At 31.9% G+C, this 16,778-nt stretch carries 16 protein-coding genes; 3 read left to right on the top strand and 13 right to left on the bottom strand.

Annotated elements, in window-relative coordinates:
* Window positions 1–84: 84 nt before the first annotated feature.
* The 9 genes from BN358_RS05815 to BN358_RS05780 form a co-directional block, all read right to left on the bottom strand.
* Window positions 85–954 (bottom strand): radical SAM protein, encoded by an 870-nt coding sequence (locus tag BN358_RS05815; RefSeq protein WP_019228271.1) that lies wholly within the window; start codon window positions 952–954, stop codon window positions 85–87.
* A gap of 452 nt (window positions 955–1,406) precedes the next feature.
* Window positions 1,407–1,712, bottom strand: coding sequence for a hypothetical protein (locus BN358_RS05810; protein ID WP_019228270.1), 306 nt, complete (start codon window positions 1,710–1,712; stop codon window positions 1,407–1,409).
* A gap of 49 nt (window positions 1,713–1,761) precedes the next feature.
* Window positions 1,762–1,905, bottom strand: coding sequence for an LDCC motif putative metal-binding protein (locus BN358_RS25990; RefSeq protein WP_019228269.1), 144 nt, complete (start codon window positions 1,903–1,905; stop codon window positions 1,762–1,764).
* Between the two features lie 185 nt (window positions 1,906–2,090).
* Window positions 2,091–2,729, bottom strand: a complete 639-nt coding sequence (locus tag BN358_RS05805) for an ABC transporter ATP-binding protein (RefSeq protein WP_019228268.1) — start codon at window positions 2,727–2,729, stop codon at window positions 2,091–2,093.
* Window positions 2,729–4,285: an iron ABC transporter permease gene (locus tag BN358_RS05800; protein ID WP_040582085.1), complete on the bottom strand. Its 1,557-nt coding sequence runs from the start codon at window positions 4,283–4,285 to the stop codon at window positions 2,729–2,731. Before BN358_RS05800 ends, BN358_RS05805 begins: the two co-directional genes overlap by 1 nt.
* 2 nt (window positions 4,286–4,287) lie before the next feature.
* Entirely contained in the window at window positions 4,288–5,328 is a 1,041-nt protein-coding gene (locus BN358_RS05795) for an extracellular solute-binding protein (protein ID WP_019228266.1), read from the bottom strand.
* A 189-nt stretch (window positions 5,329–5,517) separates the two neighbouring features.
* A complete protein-coding gene (locus BN358_RS05790; RefSeq protein ID WP_019228265.1) occupies window positions 5,518–6,873 on the bottom strand; it encodes a cell wall metabolism sensor histidine kinase WalK in 1,356 nt (451 codons plus the stop codon).
* 1 nt (window position 6,874) lies between these two features.
* On the bottom strand, window positions 6,875–7,564 hold the full coding sequence (locus tag BN358_RS05785; protein WP_019228264.1) for a response regulator transcription factor: 690 nt from the start codon (window positions 7,562–7,564) through the stop codon (window positions 6,875–6,877).
* A 259-nt stretch (window positions 7,565–7,823) separates the two neighbouring features.
* On the bottom strand, window positions 7,824–8,231 hold the full coding sequence (locus BN358_RS05780) for a NusG domain II-containing protein (RefSeq protein ID WP_019228263.1): 408 nt from the start codon (window positions 8,229–8,231) through the stop codon (window positions 7,824–7,826).
* A 227-nt stretch (window positions 8,232–8,458) separates the two neighbouring features.
* On the opposite strand from BN358_RS05780, the gene BN358_RS05775 reads away from it, so the two are divergent.
* Both BN358_RS05775 and BN358_RS05770 read left to right on the top strand, forming a co-directional pair.
* Window positions 8,459–8,812: a hypothetical protein gene (locus tag BN358_RS05775; RefSeq protein WP_019228262.1), complete on the top strand. Its 354-nt coding sequence runs from the start codon at window positions 8,459–8,461 to the stop codon at window positions 8,810–8,812.
* Window positions 8,805–9,023 (top strand): hypothetical protein, encoded by a 219-nt coding sequence (locus BN358_RS05770; RefSeq protein WP_019228261.1) that lies wholly within the window; start codon window positions 8,805–8,807, stop codon window positions 9,021–9,023. Before BN358_RS05775 ends, BN358_RS05770 begins: the two co-directional genes overlap by 8 nt.
* 61 nt (window positions 9,024–9,084) lie before the next feature.
* Here the strand turns inward: BN358_RS05770 and BN358_RS05765 are convergent, their stop codons facing one another.
* From BN358_RS05765 to BN358_RS05755, 3 genes are all read right to left on the bottom strand, one after another.
* A complete protein-coding gene (locus tag BN358_RS05765) occupies window positions 9,085–10,314 on the bottom strand; it encodes an MFS transporter (protein WP_019228260.1) in 1,230 nt (409 codons plus the stop codon).
* 3 nt (window positions 10,315–10,317) lie between these two features.
* Window positions 10,318–10,905 (bottom strand): winged helix-turn-helix domain-containing protein, encoded by a 588-nt coding sequence (locus tag BN358_RS05760; RefSeq protein WP_019228259.1) that lies wholly within the window; start codon window positions 10,903–10,905, stop codon window positions 10,318–10,320.
* Between the two features lie 126 nt (window positions 10,906–11,031).
* On the bottom strand, window positions 11,032–13,086 hold the full coding sequence (locus tag BN358_RS05755; RefSeq protein ID WP_019228258.1) for a methyl-accepting chemotaxis protein: 2,055 nt from the start codon (window positions 13,084–13,086) through the stop codon (window positions 11,032–11,034).
* Window positions 13,087–13,658: 572 nt separating this feature from the next.
* Between BN358_RS05755 and BN358_RS05750 the strand changes: the two genes are divergently transcribed.
* Window positions 13,659–15,896: an immune inhibitor A domain-containing protein gene (locus tag BN358_RS05750; protein WP_019228257.1), complete on the top strand. Its 2,238-nt coding sequence runs from the start codon at window positions 13,659–13,661 to the stop codon at window positions 15,894–15,896.
* Between the two features lie 103 nt (window positions 15,897–15,999).
* Here the strand turns inward: BN358_RS05750 and BN358_RS05745 are convergent, their stop codons facing one another.
* On the bottom strand, window positions 16,000–16,608 hold the full coding sequence (locus BN358_RS05745; protein ID WP_019228256.1) for a DUF421 domain-containing protein: 609 nt from the start codon (window positions 16,606–16,608) through the stop codon (window positions 16,000–16,002).
* Window positions 16,609–16,778: the final 170 nt, after the last annotated feature.

Here is a 16,778-nt window from a genome sequence, read left to right as displayed (position 1 = left end):
TCCTATATTCATTATATGTTACTTTAAAATAGATGTAACTTTTAGCATCAAAAAAGAAAACCCTAAAGTTTTCTAATGTTATAATCAAAACAAACAAATTTGTTCATTTATATTTTTGGTTTCGAACTCCTTTAAATAAGTAAATACATTGTCTACCCCAACCAATATATTATGTTTATGACATTCGTGATAAAGTATCTTCATAAGCTTGTCATTATTAGCACTGTGACATTCATAAGAATTTCCAAATGCTTTCATATATTTTTGTTTCATTCCCGGAAAATGTTCATCCAGCTTACTGTAAAAATATTCTCTATTGCCTTCTCGCATAGTTACTCCAATGCCAAAACATATGATTCCATGAACGTTAGCCTCAATGCAGTAATTGATCAGTGTTCTAAAATTTTCTTCCGTATCATTTATAAAAGGTAAGAATGGACATAACCAAACAACCGTTGGTATTCCATTTTCGTTGAGTATCTTCAATGTTTCAACTCTCTCTTTTGTAGTGGAAACATCAGGCTCAATAATACGGCATAAATTTTCATCAGCAGTAGTAAGAGTCATTTGTACAACACATTTTGATTTTTCATTTATGCTCCTAAGTAAATCTAAATCACGTAAGATTCTGTTTGACTTTGTTAAAATAGAAAGTCCAAAACCATATCTATCTATTATCTCCAGGCATTTTCTGGTATACATTATTTTTTCTTCAATATGAATATACGGGTCGCACATGGAACCTGTACCTATCATGCATTTTTTTCGCTTTCGCCTTAATTCATTTTCAAGCATTGCAGGTGCATCTTTTTTAATTTCAATATCTGTAAACTCATGCTTCATCTGATAGCAACTGCTTCTGCTGTCACAATAAATGCAGCCGTGGCTACAGCCCCTGTATATATTAATTCCATTGTTAGCTGATAGAATTGACTTGTACTCCTTGTAATGCATGAAACCACTCCTGATAAATTAATTTCAATAAAAATTGACACTGATTAAACTACTATTCAATTATTACCTTTCAAACTATTATAGCACATAATTCAAGACTTTGCAAACAAATGTTCGCTTTGCAATAGTACACCGTTGCTCATTGTTATTGTATTTATTCCAAAATGTATGTTGCATGTTGCAATGAAAATTAAATCGCTGCCACCATTTTCAATAATGTTCTTTTAAATGTTATGCCATTGTGTGACAAAGTTAACTATAAGTAGTTCAAAATTTAATCTCCTCTATAGGTACTCCATAAATAATATTTGATTATAAAATTTATTACAACTATAATTTTAAAATTGTTAAAATAAAAAAGCTCTTTGACAAATTGAAATCATCAGAGCTTTAAAAGTTTTTTTGTTATTGCTACAATCAATCCGGCCATTTTGCATTCATCTGCACATTAATTATTCAGCAGTATTGTTTAATTCAAGCTGTGCACTTTGGTTATCTTCATTGCTTTCACAGCAGCTTGACTTTTTATTATTGTTGCCTCTGCCAAGCATCATAGGTATCATTCCAATCATCATGATAGGGCATATAAATGGTGCTATTACTGCCAATAATCTGCTGGAACCAGGGCTAAATCTTGATATAAACGGCAATGCTGCAAAAATTAATATTGGTAAACCGCAGCAAAGAATCATATGAAGCATGTGTTTTATTGGACTATGATTATGTCCTTTATTATCTTTATTACCATGACAGCTCATTGCATTTCCTCCATTGTACTTTTGAAATTTATTTTTTAATTGTTAAGGCTTACTTTTTATTTGAATTGTTGGAAGTTTGTACATTTATATTTTTTGGTCTATTTAAATCACAGCAATCAAGCCTTCCGCTTCCGAAACTTTTTTCATTTTCCTTTGCCAATCTTTCAAGCCAATTTTTAATAAATTTTAACATTTATACCACTCCTCTTTTAATTTTTATGAATCTTTTATTTTTATTATGTCCACTACATAATGAAAAATATTCAATCCATCTGTGTATCTTTTCTATATTCTATCAAGAGACTATGGAGAAATTATGAAGTTTATAAATTAATTTCTAGTAACAAAAATAGAACTCATAATATAAGAGTTCTATTTTTATGATATTTTAATTACTCTGTCGGCTACTGCCTCCACATCATTATGGTCATGAGTAACTAAAATAGCACTCATTTTGAATTTTTTCAGCAAATCCTTTATTTCTTTTCTGACTGAAACTTTCAACTCTTCATCTAAATTTGAAAATGGCTCATCTAACAATAAGATGTTTGGCTCTGCTGCAAGTGCTCTCGCGATGGCAATTCTTTGTTGTTGGCCTCCTGAACACTCACTTGGATATTTATCTGAGTGGTCATCTAGTTGAACCATTTTAAGATAATTCATTGCAATTTTTATTTTTTCACTTTTTCTTTTTCCTTTAATTCCGAAAGCAACATTTTGTATCACAGTTAAATTAGGAAATAAACTGTAATCTTGAAAAATCATTCCTACTCCCCTATCTTGTGGGGCTGTGTAATAATTTTCATCAAACATTCTCTCTTTATCAATAATCAGCTTTCCTGAGCTTGGTTTTTCCAGCCCTGCTATTAATCTCAATATTGTACTTTTACCGCTTCCGCTGTTTCCAAGCAGTGCGACTATTTCACCCTTTTCCAGCTCCATAGAAAAATTTTCTATTACTCCTGATTTTTGGTTAGGATAATTGAAATATAAGTTATTTAATTTAAAATATGACATCATATTCTCCTTTCTTTTTTAGCAAGTCCAACAACAAAGAACATGCAGATACTGATGATTATTAAACTTGGAACCGCTGATTCTGCTAGCATTTCATCACTGGCGTACTGATAAGCCTGAGTAGCTAAGGTATGGAAATTGAAAGGCCTCAAAATTAAAGTCAAAGGCAGTTCCTTTATTAAATCTATTAATACCATAGAAAAAGAGCTTATTATAAACGGTTTTAGAATTGGCAAATCAACTTTAAACAATGATTCATAATAGTTGTTGCCTAATAATCTTGAAGCTTCATGAAATTTAATACCCACCTTATTAAAGCCATTTTCTAAATTTTCATATGCGACCCCTAAATACCTGAGCACGTATGCAATTATTAGCATGATAATAGTTGTTGAAAGTGAAATATTCAATGATGAATCCAAATTCCTAAAAAACAAAATAATCATCATGGCAACTACAGAGCCAGGAATAGCGTAAGAAAGTAAGGTAGACTTTCCATATATAACTTTTGTAAATTTCGAGCTAACTCTTGTATATGAGGCAAGAATAAATGATATTATTAAAATAATTACTGAAACTAACATTGTCATTGAAATAGTGTTCTTTAGCATGGAAAATATTTCTACATATCGCACTCTTGTTATTGATTCAGCAGCCCATCTAAAAAGCTGATAAATAGGAAGACCAAAAGAAAGAGTAGTAACAGTTAAGCCCATTATTAGAAGTCCAGCTTGATCTGGTACAGACAATTTTCGTCTATGAATTTGCCTTGATTTTGTAGTAGTAGCTGATTGATTCTTTTTATTTATAAGAACATTCTTGAATACCAACAAAATAAATACAACTATAACCATATTTCCGCTAAGGCGTATTGCACTGTCGAAATCCTTAAAACTAATCCAACTTTTGAATATGGCAGTAGCAAAAGTAGGAACTCCAAAATATTGCACTACACCAAAATCACCTAACACTTCTAATCCAACTAAAAGCATACTGCTAAATATAGCCGATTTGGAAATTGGTACTATTACTTTTGCAAATATGGAAAGTTCTCCTTTACCAAGCAGCCTTGCATTTTCTACATATCCTCCTATGTTATAGCTTAAATATCCTTTCACTCCTATATATACATACGGAAATAAAAAAAGGGTAAACACAAGAATTGCCATAGACAAAGAATTTAAGTAAACAGACCTGCCTAAAAGATTAGCAATTATTCCATTTACCTGCATCATGTTCATATAAACATACCCGCCTATATACGGAGGTATGGCAAGAGGAAAGTAGAGCAATATGCTCAATACTTTCCTGCCAAAGAAATCAAAACAGGTAACTATATATGCCATAACAGTACCAATTAAGCCACTAAACATCATACTAAAAAAAACAAGCAAGACAGTATTTATAGTATAATCAATCAATAAATTTTCTTTTATATGATTCCAAATAGCCTTTGAAGGTTCAAAAATAGCCAGTACAGATTCGCTAAGTATACTAACAATCAAAAATATAATTATTGTACTGATTATTCTTATAGCATTTACCTTGTTTTTCATTCTTATTTCCACCCTAATTCATCCATTATCATGATTGCTTCTGTTGTATGGTTTCCGAGTTTCTCATAATCAACAGCCATTAGATTAAAATCACCAAACTCTTTTAATGTTTCACTTAATTCAACATTGATATTAACAGGGTACTCTCCATTAGCATCCATATAAACTTTCTGTTGTTCAGCTTCTAGTAAATATTCCAATAGTTTCTTTGCATCTTCTTTATTTTTAGAATCTTTTACTATTCCTCCCCAACTAATGTTAACATGAGTTTCTTCAGGAAATGCAAGCCCAACTTGTTCTGCTACTTCCACTTCTGCGGCTTCCGCCGATGTAAGCATTTTTATAACATAATAAGTATTCATTACTGCGTATTCACCATCACCAGCAATTACTCCTTTTGCTTGATCACGATCATTTCCTTGAGGTTCACGAGCCATATTGTTTACAACTCCACTCACAAATTCACGTGCTTTTTCTGAGCCATAATTTTGAATAATATTTGCTGTTAAGGCAATATTGTATGAAGATGTTCCGGAACGAACAAGCAACTTATCATTATATGCATCCTGACCTAAATCGAAATATGATTTAATCTCATAATCAGGATTCTTGTTCTTGTTATACACCAATACACGAGCTCTTTTTGTAAGGGCTATCCAGTCATTACCAAAAAAACCTTCTTCCATGATTTTATCTAAATTTTCTATTTCATGCTCCTGCAGTAATCCCTGTTCTTTTGCATAAGAAATATTTTCGCCACCTACAGTTAAAAAAACATCAGCTTGAGAATTGTCTTTTTCTCTGTTCATTCGCTCTAAAAGTTCATCCCCTTTGCCTTCTATCAAATTAACCTTTATTCCGGTTTCTTCTTCAAAACGCAAAAACAAATCCTTGTCGACATCATAATTACGAGCTGAATAAACATTTACAATACTTTCTTGGTTTTGCTCATTTGAGTAAGTTTGATTTACCTCAGTCTTAGCACTGCACCCAATAAGTGAAATTAATCCTAATATGAATATGATTAATATATTTTTTTTCATGATTTCCTCCAAATGTTTTATGTTGATATTGATAATCATTATCACTTGCATAATTTATCATACGAATATGAAGATTTTATGAAGAAGAATAAAATAATTAAGTAGTTTTATTAACATTTCAATAATAAAAACAATTATGTCAATAAAATACCCCATATTACTGATTAACATCAGCATAAGGGGATGTATCTAGCTGTTGAATTCAATTATTACGCTAGTTCCTTTTCCTACTTCGCTATCAATTTTTATTATACCTTCATGTGCTTCCACCAATGCTTTTGTAATAGTAAGTCCTATGCCGGTTCCCCCGGTTTGGCGATTTCTTGATAAGTCGCTCCTGTAAAATCTCTCAAAAATAAATTTTAAATCTTGTTTGGGAATTCCAATACCTGTATCATTTACAGTTATTCTGATTTTATCTTTTATTTTTTCAAGAGAAATACTGACAGATCCATATTCATTAGTGTACTTAATTGCATTAGATAAAATGTTCACGAAAATACGCTTTAAATAATCAATGTCACCCATCATATTAACATCATTTAGAATTTTCTTATTTACATTAATATTTTTTTCCAAGAACATAGGTTCATAGCTGTCTAAAATATCATTTAAAATATCCGAGAGATTTATTGAGCTTAACTTAAGATTTATTTCATCGTCCTCAACTATAGATAATTCAGATAATTCATTGATTAATTTTGTTAATCTGATTATTTCTCCATGTATAACAGAAAGTCTTTCATCATTTGGTTCCCACACCCCATCCATAAAAGCCTCTACGTGGCTTTGAATGGCAGCAAGGGGAGTTCTCAACTCATGTGCTATATCTGTAGTCATCCTTTTTCTTAAATGTTCCTGATAGTTCAATCTTTTTGCAAGTTCCTTAACAGATACCGACAATTCAAATAGTTCAAATGTGTTAGTATTAATGTCATTTAATGAATTATATTTTCCTTGCTCAATTAAATTAGCATTTTCTTTGATTGCATAAATCGGGGTTAAAAATCTCTTTGATATACGAGTGCTTGAATGTACTGCAAATATGAAAGTCAATACTGAAGCTAGTGCAAAAATACTGTTTATCGTTACAATAAACTTTTCATCTTCTATATTAGATATTATGCTTTTTGGTCGTCCCACATCGATAGTTCCTATTTCTGACTCATTGTATATGAATGGATAACTTCTAAAAGAAAAATTACCTTCATCATTAGCATATTCATCTATCATTCCGTATAATGTACCGAAAGTGCTGCTGTTCCAGCTTATAACATCATTCTTGTCCCTTATTTGAATGATAACATCTTCACTGAATGCATAATGCATTATATTCATCAATGAATGGGAATTCAACTCTTCATAATCGTTGTATACACGTTCCACGTACTGAACTACTTTTAAATCATCTCTGCCTCTTGAATCTTTTATATAATCCGAGAAAAAATAATTTATACCTATATTTGAAGTAATTGTAATAAATGCAATTAATAATATTGAGATAGTTACAAAATACTTTCGTAACTGTTCACTTATTTTTATCATGTTATTCTCCTTCAAATTTATATCCAACCCCATAGACAGTTACAATATATTTGGGTTCTTTTACATTATCTTCTATTTTTTGTCTCAGATTTTTAATATGAGTATCAACAGTACGGTCATAGCCTTCAAAATCATAACCAAAAGCAAGACTTACTAAATGACTTCTGGAGAAAACTTTATACGGATTCTGTGCCAGGGTCAATAATACTTTAAACTCATTTGGTGTTAAACTTACATCTTGTCCTGCCTTCTGAACACTATGTTTAGGAATGTCAATAAAAAGATCTTTATCATTGAATTCCAGTGCATCAGTTAATTCAGATTTGCCTTTCGTTCGTCTTAAAATTGCTCTTACTCTTCCAACCAGCTCTCTGGGACTGAATGGTTTTGTCAAGTAATCATCTGCTCCTATATATAAACCTGTAACCTTATCATCTTCATTGCTTTTTGCTGTGAGCATTAAAATAGGCACATCAGATTCCTTTCGTATAAGTTTGCATATTTCTTCTCCTGAAATATCCGGAAGCATTAAATCAAGTATAATAAAATCAGGCTCTATCTCATGAAACAATTCAATAGCTTTATTTCCGCGGATTGCTGTGAAAACTTCGTAAGATTCACGCAATAGATAATCTTTTATAACATTTGAAAGATTAATCTCATCATCAACAACTAATATTTTCTCATTCATCTTTTTCACCATATATTTTTTTAATCCAATGTCATAGCCAAAATTAAATTAAGATTGGTTATATTATACTCATTTATTCTAATAATAAATCATGTAGTTATTATGAATAATTGTGTGATTTATATATTTTCTTTTCTCCATAACTTCTCCATAAACAATTAGTAAAATTAATTATGGATTTTGAATTGTCAGATTAACGCAATTTAATCTCCCTCCAAAAATATAAGTTATGAAAAATAAGACCTCTAAGGTCTTATTTTTATGCGACAATATCTATATCGATATCATTTTCCTGATTGTTTGTATTGTTTTTAATGTTAACAATAATTCCGTTAGGCATACAAACAATAGTTTCATACTCTTCTTTTATCCATCCTGTTTTTGAACATATCTCTTCAGGGCATATGGCTTTGTCCATTTCTAACATTCTTACTGCACCATCCTTGACTTCTATAAAACCTGTATTTTCTCCATATTCAAAGCTATAAGTATCTGCAGCCTCCTCAGTTAATAATAACTTTTCAACAATATTACCATATACTTTAATTTCAATTACTTTTGTCTCTACTTTTGTATTAAATAATACGGCTAACCCTAACCATGCAAGACTTATTATAATAAGTGAGCAGATTAATATTTTATCCCACAATGTCATTTTGCTTAACATCTTAATTTACCTTTCAATTTTTTAAGTTATATAATTAACAAGTAATTATAAGATAAAAATGTGAAGAAGTTATGTATCTTTCATGGTCACATTGATAAAATTTAAATTTACAAAAACTTTAACCAAAATAAAAAATGGACATATTATGTATTGAAGATAGATGTCCACAAAACTCTGCAGCACAAATTTTTTCTATCTTTATATTAGAAATAGGGTGATAATTTAATATGAGATGTCCATTTTGTTGCTTTTTACAAAATTATATAGGACAATTTGTAGGTATAGGATTTATATGCAACTGTTCTCTTGACACACCTCAGTATAACCACGCTTATGGTTTTGGTTATCTGAGGAAACGATCATTTTATGGTGACAGCATTAGATTATATGATGCTCCAAGTGGCGGCGATGTAATTTTTACAGCTAATTGTGAAGATATCTTTGAAGTTTTCTTCCCAACACTTGATACTAACGGACCTATGAGCATGGCAGAACTCAGAAACAAGGTTGAAGAAAAGGAAAGAGTTACACTTTCAGGATCCTTTGTCAATCTGCAAAAGGGGGAGAAGGCAAATGACTGAACGCGGAAATTATTGTAGTATTTGTGATACCCTCCTGAATGATTATGAGGGAAGAACTGTAATAATAAAAACCAAATGCCCATCCTACTACAATGCAGTAGGAGAAATTCTGGATGTAAGAGATAATCTTCTTATAATGGAATATATAGGCGGCGGAATAATAGTAATTTGTTGTGACAATATATGTAATGTACGACCTCTAAATGATTAATCTTAACAAACAAAATTTAAGTAATAAAAAAATTGATACCGATTTTTACGGTATCAATTTTTTATTGAACATGTTGTATTTCATTATTTTTGTTAAATATAAAATGTTTTGATATAATCAATATGGTAATAAGTATTACGCCAGCTGCAATCATCCACAATGCTGGTATTGATATATAATTTATTATGAAGCTGTTTATTAGGGAACCTGTTAATCCGCCCAGCTGCAACACTAAAGAGTTTACTGATAATACAGAAGCTCTTATTTTGCTTGGAATTTCAGAATTTAATATAACATTTTCCGGAACATTTGACATTCCTAATAACAAATATATTAAAGTATAAAACACAATAAACGAATATGCATTTAATTGAAGAGAAGTAATAATCAATGATGATACAAGCATAGTTCGTAGTATTAAATACATTTTTTTTAAGTCTAAATTATACTTTTCAATAATTTTTTCTGATATAATGCTTCCAAATATACTTGATGCAAAATATAAAAATGATATAATTCCAAGGAGCCAATACATGCTGTTATCAGGCAAAAGCGAAGTAAAATGTGGCTGCCAATATGTTTCTATGGTTAATAAGAAAAATCCTGTTGCAAATGCAGAAATAAAAATACACTTTATAGTTCTATTTTTTATTACTATCAATGAACTGTCTTTAATATGATTTTTTAATGATATATTCTTTTTTATTTCAGATTTAGAATTTTCAGAAATAAAAACAACAGATAATAACAGTACTATAATAATTAATAATATTTCTGCAATCAAGTTTAAATCAAAAGTTCCAATATCTACAATTAAGTTTTGCGAGAACTTTGGTAATACTCCTCCCGTCAATGCCCCTAAAGATAAACCCAGTGAATCTAAAACAGACAGGCGAACGGTAATTTTATGTAACTTATCCTTCCCAAATGTTTCAATATAAGAATCTATAAACAAAGCATCAAATGAACCGGAAGAAAGTGCTCTGCTGGTTCCATAAAATATTATACCAATGCACAAAAAAATCATACCATGGCCAATAATAATAACTGAATATCCTAAAAGTGCAACAATCAAAGACAGACAAAATATTTTTTTCCTGCCTATTACATCGGCTAATATTCCCGTGGGCAGTTCAAGTACTACTACAGTTAAAGAATATATTCCCATGATTATAGATATGTTGCTTAATGAAGCACCTTTATCAATTAACAACAGGCTTAAAACAGGTACTAGAAGACCCGTTGATAATGATCTTAGGAATACTATTAAGGAATATAATTTCACCCTCATTTTTTACTCCTTCACCTGATTTTCTATTAAATCTGCCCTGTACGCTATTAAAGTATATTCAAATGGGTGAGAAGCTTCAGTTGATTTAGAATGACTGTTAATAAAATTATTTACCATGTCATACAATTCATTTGCTTCATTTTCAGTTAAGTGAACAACACCTGATAAAACATCTGCCAATTTATTGCCTTTATTAAATTCATCTACAAGTAGAGTTCTATTATTTTTTATAAGATTTAAAAAACCATTATATGTTTCATATATCATATTTCTTGCTAATATATCACGTTCTTCTGAAAGTTCATCATTTATATTTTGCCCCAGGCTGACAGTTTTGTCAGTTATTGTTAAGTACTTTGCTGTTATACCATTTATGACTTCACAATGGTCAGTTTCTATAATCCCTAATTGCTCTAATAGCTTTATATGATGACGGGCAGATGAAGGCGTTATGTTTAAATTATCTGCAATATATTTTGATGTTACAGGTCTGCCTTCAACACGCATAAATTTCATTATTTTTTGCCTGATTGGTGACATTACAACTTTAAGATCCTTATCTGATGCAATTACTATTTTATCATTTACCATGATAACACCTCCGAAACGTCGTTACAATTATTGTAACATTACATTAATTGTTTTGTCTAGAGAAAAATAAAAAATATTATAAAAAAACATGACTTGAATTGTCATGTTCTTTATAATATTTTTTACTTAACTTAATATAAACTTTTTAATCAATTCATTTAGTTTTTCTGCCTGTGATGCAAGTTCTACACTATTAGCTGCTGACTCCTCAGCTGAAGCAGCATTTTCTTGGACCACAGATGATACCTGTTCTACGCCAATTTTGATTTGTTCTATAGCTACAGCTCCATCATTGGCCATATCAACTATGTTTCCTATTAACCTGCTTGCTTCTTCTGTTGCAACTACTACTTCTTCTAAATATTTCCCTGTTTCTTTAGCTAATGTTGTTCCATTGCTAATAGCCGAAAGTGAATTTTCTATTAAATCTGTAGTTTCCTTTGCAGCTTCTGCTGACTTTCCTGCTAAGTTTCTTACCTCATCAGCTACTACTGCAAATCCCTTTCCTGCAGCACCTGCACGTGCGGCTTCCACTGCTGCATTTAATGCTAAAATATTAGTCTGAAAGGCAATGTCATCTATTACCTTGATTATTTTTCCTATTTGTCCGGATGTCTTGCTTATTTCGTTGATAGCTATTAACAGCTCCTGCATTTTAGCATTCCCGTTTTCAACTTTTTCAGAAGCTTCTAGTGATTTGTTCCCAGCATCTTTAGCTTCATCTGCTGTATTTTTAACTCCATCAGCAAGCACAATTATCGAGGCTGATAATTCTTCTATTGAGCTTGCTTGTTCTGTTGCTCCTTGTGAAGTTGCTGATGCTCCGCTTGCTATTTGTTCTGCTCCGCTGTTAATAGCTTCTGATGATTCTTTTATTTCTCCAATTACTTGTTTCTGCATTTCACTGACATTAATCAATGCATTTTTGAGTTTTTCAAACTCCCCGGTATATTCATACTTTAAGTTTAAACGTATATCTCCATTTGCAAATTGATTCAATACATCTGAACTTTCATCTATATAGTCAATATACTTCTTTAACCTGTCTGTTAAGCTGCTTATTGATTCTGCTAATTTACCAACCTCATCATTTGAAGATACATTGATTTCAACATCAAGGTCTCCACTAGCCAGCTTGTCAGTTACCCTTTGTATCTGTACTATTGGTTTTGTCATTTTTGTTATCAATATAAATATTAAAGTTAGTAATAACATTCCAACAATTAAAAAGATGAAGACTACTTTATTTGATAAGTCTTCTGTAGCTTGTGAAAATTCTTTTTCACTCATAGATGATACCAGCTTCCAGCCTGTATCCCCTATAATACCCAGGCTGCCAACATGTTTTTCTCCATTTTCTTCATATTCTATTAATTCAGTATTGCTTTCTCTGATAGCAGATACTAATTTCTCATCAAATCCAACTTCTGTTACATTTTTCAATAATTTATCAGCATCCTTGCTGTAAGCAATACTATTGTCACCTGTTAAAAGTGTAAAATATCCGCTTTCGCCAAATTTATTGTCACCTGTCATTTGTTCAAGTTTATCTATTAATATATCAACACATACTTCTCCAATCACTTGTCCATTTACATTTACGGGAACTGATAATGTAACCGCCATGGAACCTGTGTTAGAATCTTGATATATCTCTGATACATGTTTTAATCCATCCTGAAGCGTCCTATAATATGCTTTTTGTGTTAAATCAACATCTTCTTTAACAACAGTCTTTGATGATGTTACATAACTTGATGGACTTTCTTCAGCTACATAAACAGAGCTTACAACACCATCATATCCTTTTTGAGCATCCTTTAATATTGCAATTATATTGGCAAAATCTTTGTTTGTTGTTACACTTGTTCCATTTTGAGTACTGATTAAATAATTTTGTACTGTTGTGTTATTTGATACCATTTCTGCTAAAACTGTATAGCGTTCAAAAAATTCATTTGCTTCTCCACTTACCCTCATAGCTTTCTCTAATAATAATTCCTGTTTTGTACTTTCATATTCGGATCTTACACTAGACGAAATTACAACACCACTTATGGTCAATAGCACAAAGCATGCTATAAATATTGCAGTTACTAGTTTTCCTCTAATAGTTCTTGCTTTCTTGCTTTTTTTGGAACTAATTTCATCTTTGACAATTTTGTTTTTAATAAATCTCATGTTTTTACCTTTCCTTCTAAGCTGCCTTATTATTTTGTACAAGCATATATCGGCAAAAAGCTTTAAATAATTTACAAAATTAATAATACATTTTATTCCAGTCGAAAATTATTTGCTATGTAATTAAATGTTGCACATGTAAATCCATATTATTTTAATAAATATTTTTATGCTGCAAATGTATTCGACATTTAATGCTTAAATTGTAGTTTAAAATATATATATGAACAAATGTTGAATAGTACATAATATAGATTTTCTTCAAATCCAAATTTTGCATATTTTATGAAATTGTAAATAATAATTCAGAATTTATATTTTTCTAATACTTCTATTCATATTAATTAAATTAATCTGGGTATGAAATCAATAATGTTGGTTTTGTATTATAAAAAATACAAGAAGGAGGTAAAAGCAAGACTATTTGTTTATTGCAGTTGCCTTAATGTCAGAAAATTATTTTATTAGTGACATGAGGATCATTTATTTTGTTATGTGAAGGGGGTGCATAGTAAATAAACATTAAAGAATCTCTTTTTAAAAAATACATTTAGAAAAATAGGAGGATATAAATGAAGTATAAAATAGTATGTCTACTGACAATTGCATCCATGATTATTGGAAGCATGACAACTACTACATATGCAGTATCTGCAGCTGATGGAAATATCAATAACGGGAAGAAATTTGTTCAAAAAAAGGACAATCTTCCTGACCCATTAACAACCAAACAACAGGATTTAAAAAAGAAAGCACTTGAAGCAAAACTAAATGGTAAAGCAATAGGTAAAACTCATGAAGTTGCCAAAGGCCAGTATGTTGAGCTGGAGCGGGAAGGTGAAGGAGCAATATGGACGGTATTAGGCGAATTTTCTGATTTTGAACACAACTCTTTACCAGAACCTGATCGCGAAGTAGATAATACAACAATCTGGGAACCTGATTTCAGCAAAGATTATTTTCATGATCTGCTTTTCAGCGAAGAACCAGGTACAAACTCCATGCGTAACTATTATATTGAACAATCTTCTAATCGTTATGCAGTCTATGGTGATGTTACAGATTGGATTAAAGTACCACATGAAGCTGCATATTACGATGACAACCCTGACTCAAATGTATGGCTTTTCCTGGAAGATACAGTCAATGGCTGGTATAAAGAACAGCTGGACGCAGGCATATCTACTGACAAGATAAATGAGTACCTAAAACAGTATGATGTAAGAGACCGTTACGATTACGACGGCGACGGAGATTTTGACGAGCCTGATGGTTATATTGATACATTCCAGTCAGTGCATGCAGGCGAAGGTGAAGAAGCCGGCGGCGGAACTTTAGGTGATGATGCTATATGGAGCCACAGCTGGTATGCTCGAAGCGGCCTGGTTGGTATAGCAGGACCTTCTTTCAACATGTTAGGCGGCATTCAGATTGGTGACAGTGATTACTGGGTTGGCAAATATACAATTCAGCCTGAAAACGGCGGAGTTGGCGTATTCACTCACGAATATGGCCATGACCTGGGTTTACCTGATCTTTACGACACTTCCGGTGGTGAGAATGGTACAGGTTTCTGGACTCTTATGTCTTCAGGCTCATGGATGAGTGATGGCACAAAGGATATCGGTTCTAAGCCAAGCCACATGGGAGCCTGGGAAAAGTTACAGTTTGGATGGTTAAATTATGAAGTAACTAAAGCCAGTAAAAAACCATTGTCATTTAAATTAGGTCCAATGGAGTTCAATACAAAGCAACCACAGGCTTTGTTCGTGGTTTTGCCGGAGAAGTCAGTGACCACTGTTATCAGTGATCCATATGCTGGCTCCAATTTCTACTACAGCGGCTCCGGTGACGACCTGGATAACTTTATGACTAAGCAAATTGACGTCACTTCCGGTACAGCCATATCTGCAATGGTAAACTACGACATAGAAGAAGATTGGGACTATGCTTACCTTGTTGTTTCTACCGATGGTGGTGCAACTTGGACAAATATAGAGACAAACCTTTCAACTGACGATGACCCAAATGGCCAAAACTATGGTAATGGCATCACAGGCACTTCGGATGGATGGGTTGAATTAATTGCTGATCTCTCAGCTTATGAAGGACCGATAACTATTGGATTCCGCTACTGGACTGATGGAGCTTCTGGCGGAGTAGGCTTCATGGTGGACGATATCAATATCAACGGCTTTCCAATAGATGGTGCTGAAACTGATGAAGGCTGGACATTTGATGGTTTTAAAGTGACTACCGGAACGGAATCCGGACTTTTCAGCAATTATTATATAGCTGAATACCGTACTTACAAAGGTTATGACTCTACGCTTAAAGTAGGCCCATATAACTTTGGTTTTTTAGATAATGAACTTCTGGCAAACTGGGCTGAACACTTTGCTTATCAAGATGGTTTACTCATAAATTATTGGGATACTTCTCAAAGCGATAATGCTACAGCTGATCACCCAGGACATGGTTTAGTTCTGCCAATTGATGCTCACTACCATGCACTGAAACGTAGTGATGGTAAAATTTGGCGTAACCGCATCCAGACATATGACTCCACATTCACTACAACTGCAACAGACGGAATTCCGGATTTGCACTTAAATAGTATATTATCACCTGTTGAAAGTCTACCGGCAGCAAATGTATTTGACGACAGTATACTGCACTATGATGATACTAATCCGCAAGGAAGTGTAATACATCCAAATACCGGCACAATTATTGATGTTCGTTCAATGGATTCAAACGGCTTCATTCAAATACAGGTACGTTCGGCAAAATCAAGTAAAAATAAATAATAACCAACTTGTATCGTAATACCACGGGTTCAGTTTTGTTTGAAAATAACAATGAAACTGAACCTTAAATAAAAATCAAAATAATTTTGTTTTTGTTTAATCTTTAGGGCTCATTTTTTCCTTCAAATTTTTTAGTTTTTATTTCATTAAAAATATTATTTACTTTATTTTCATTTAATTGCAAATTTGCATTCGTTCCTATTAACTTCTTCAGCTGTAATATTTCGTTTAGCAATAAATTGAAATCTTCTTTAGTAACTGCCTTTTTATTTTCGTTTAATTCGTATCCTATTTGACCGCTAACTTCGATTGTGGCATATTTTACATCTTCAATAGATGATATCCCGGATTGTCTTAATCGCGTTTCAAGCCTATCAACTGACATTCTAAGCTTTCTTAAGTTCTTTAGATTTAATTTACCATTTTCTATAACAATTTTTGCTTTACCGGTAGATATGGTTTCTAAAAGGTCAAACTTCATTTCTAAATATTCAGTTATTATCATCAGTACTGTTATTATTAATCCAACAGCCAAAGTACGGAAAATATCTTTTCCAGCTACAGGCTGAATTAATAATGAACCAATTCCTACCATTACGACGACCTGGGTAATTGTCATCTGGGATATGGATTTTCTTCCTCCTATCCTTAAAATTAATCTTCCACCATAAAATATAAGAATTGTCTGCCAAATCCAATTTAAATTATTCATTTAACCATCTCCTAATTATTGATTCATTACTAAATTTATACCTTAATTATTCTACATTTTTTTAAAATTATAACATGTATTACAAGCCAATTTTTCTAATGAACTATTTTCGTATGTTAACGATTAGTCATTTAAACGTGTTATAGTCCAGGCACTGGTGTTATTTAACG

It is taken from the genome of Sedimentibacter sp. B4 (genome assembly GCF_000309315.1).
Classification (GTDB): Bacteria; Bacillota; Clostridia; order Tissierellales; family Sedimentibacteraceae; genus Sedimentibacter; species Sedimentibacter saalensis.
The sequence above is the reverse complement of the archived record's forward strand: the minus strand, read 5'-3'. Positions and strand labels throughout refer to the sequence as shown.

Bases quoted from the DNA above. Each gene is read 5' to 3' on its own strand.
- BN358_RS05815 (WP_019228271.1), bottom strand. From the start codon at position 954: ATGCATTACAAGGAGTACAAGTCAATTCTATCAGCTAACAATGGAATT.
- BN358_RS05810 (WP_019228270.1), bottom strand. From the start codon at position 1,712: ATGAGCTGTCATGGTAATAAAGATAATAAAGGACATAATCATAGTCCA.
- BN358_RS25990 (WP_019228269.1), bottom strand. From the start codon at position 1,905: ATGTTAAAATTTATTAAAAATTGGCTTGAAAGATTGGCAAAGGAAAAT.
- BN358_RS05805 (WP_019228268.1), bottom strand. From the start codon at position 2,729: ATGTCATATTTTAAATTAAATAACTTATATTTCAATTATCCTAACCAA.
- BN358_RS05800 (WP_040582085.1), bottom strand. From the start codon at position 4,285: ATGAAAAACAAGGTAAATGCTATAAGAATAATCAGTACAATAATTATA.
- BN358_RS05795 (WP_019228266.1), bottom strand. From the start codon at position 5,328: ATGAAAAAAAATATATTAATCATATTCATATTAGGATTAATTTCACTT.
- BN358_RS05790 (WP_019228265.1), bottom strand. From the start codon at position 6,873: ATGATAAAAATAAGTGAACAGTTACGAAAGTATTTTGTAACTATCTCA.
- BN358_RS05785 (WP_019228264.1), bottom strand. From the start codon at position 7,564: ATGAATGAGAAAATATTAGTTGTTGATGATGAGATTAATCTTTCAAAT.
- BN358_RS05780 (WP_019228263.1), bottom strand. From the start codon at position 8,231: ATGTTAAGCAAAATGACATTGTGGGATAAAATATTAATCTGCTCACTT.
- BN358_RS05775 (WP_019228262.1), top strand. From the start codon at position 8,459: ATGAGATGTCCATTTTGTTGCTTTTTACAAAATTATATAGGACAATTT.
- BN358_RS05770 (WP_019228261.1), top strand. From the start codon at position 8,805: ATGACTGAACGCGGAAATTATTGTAGTATTTGTGATACCCTCCTGAAT.
- BN358_RS05765 (WP_019228260.1), bottom strand. From the start codon at position 10,314: ATGAGGGTGAAATTATATTCCTTAATAGTATTCCTAAGATCATTATCA.
- BN358_RS05760 (WP_019228259.1), bottom strand. From the start codon at position 10,905: ATGGTAAATGATAAAATAGTAATTGCATCAGATAAGGATCTTAAAGTT.
- BN358_RS05755 (WP_019228258.1), bottom strand. From the start codon at position 13,086: ATGAGATTTATTAAAAACAAAATTGTCAAAGATGAAATTAGTTCCAAA.
- BN358_RS05750 (WP_019228257.1), top strand. From the start codon at position 13,659: ATGAAGTATAAAATAGTATGTCTACTGACAATTGCATCCATGATTATT.
- BN358_RS05745 (WP_019228256.1), bottom strand. From the start codon at position 16,608: ATGAATAATTTAAATTGGATTTGGCAGACAATTCTTATATTTTATGGT.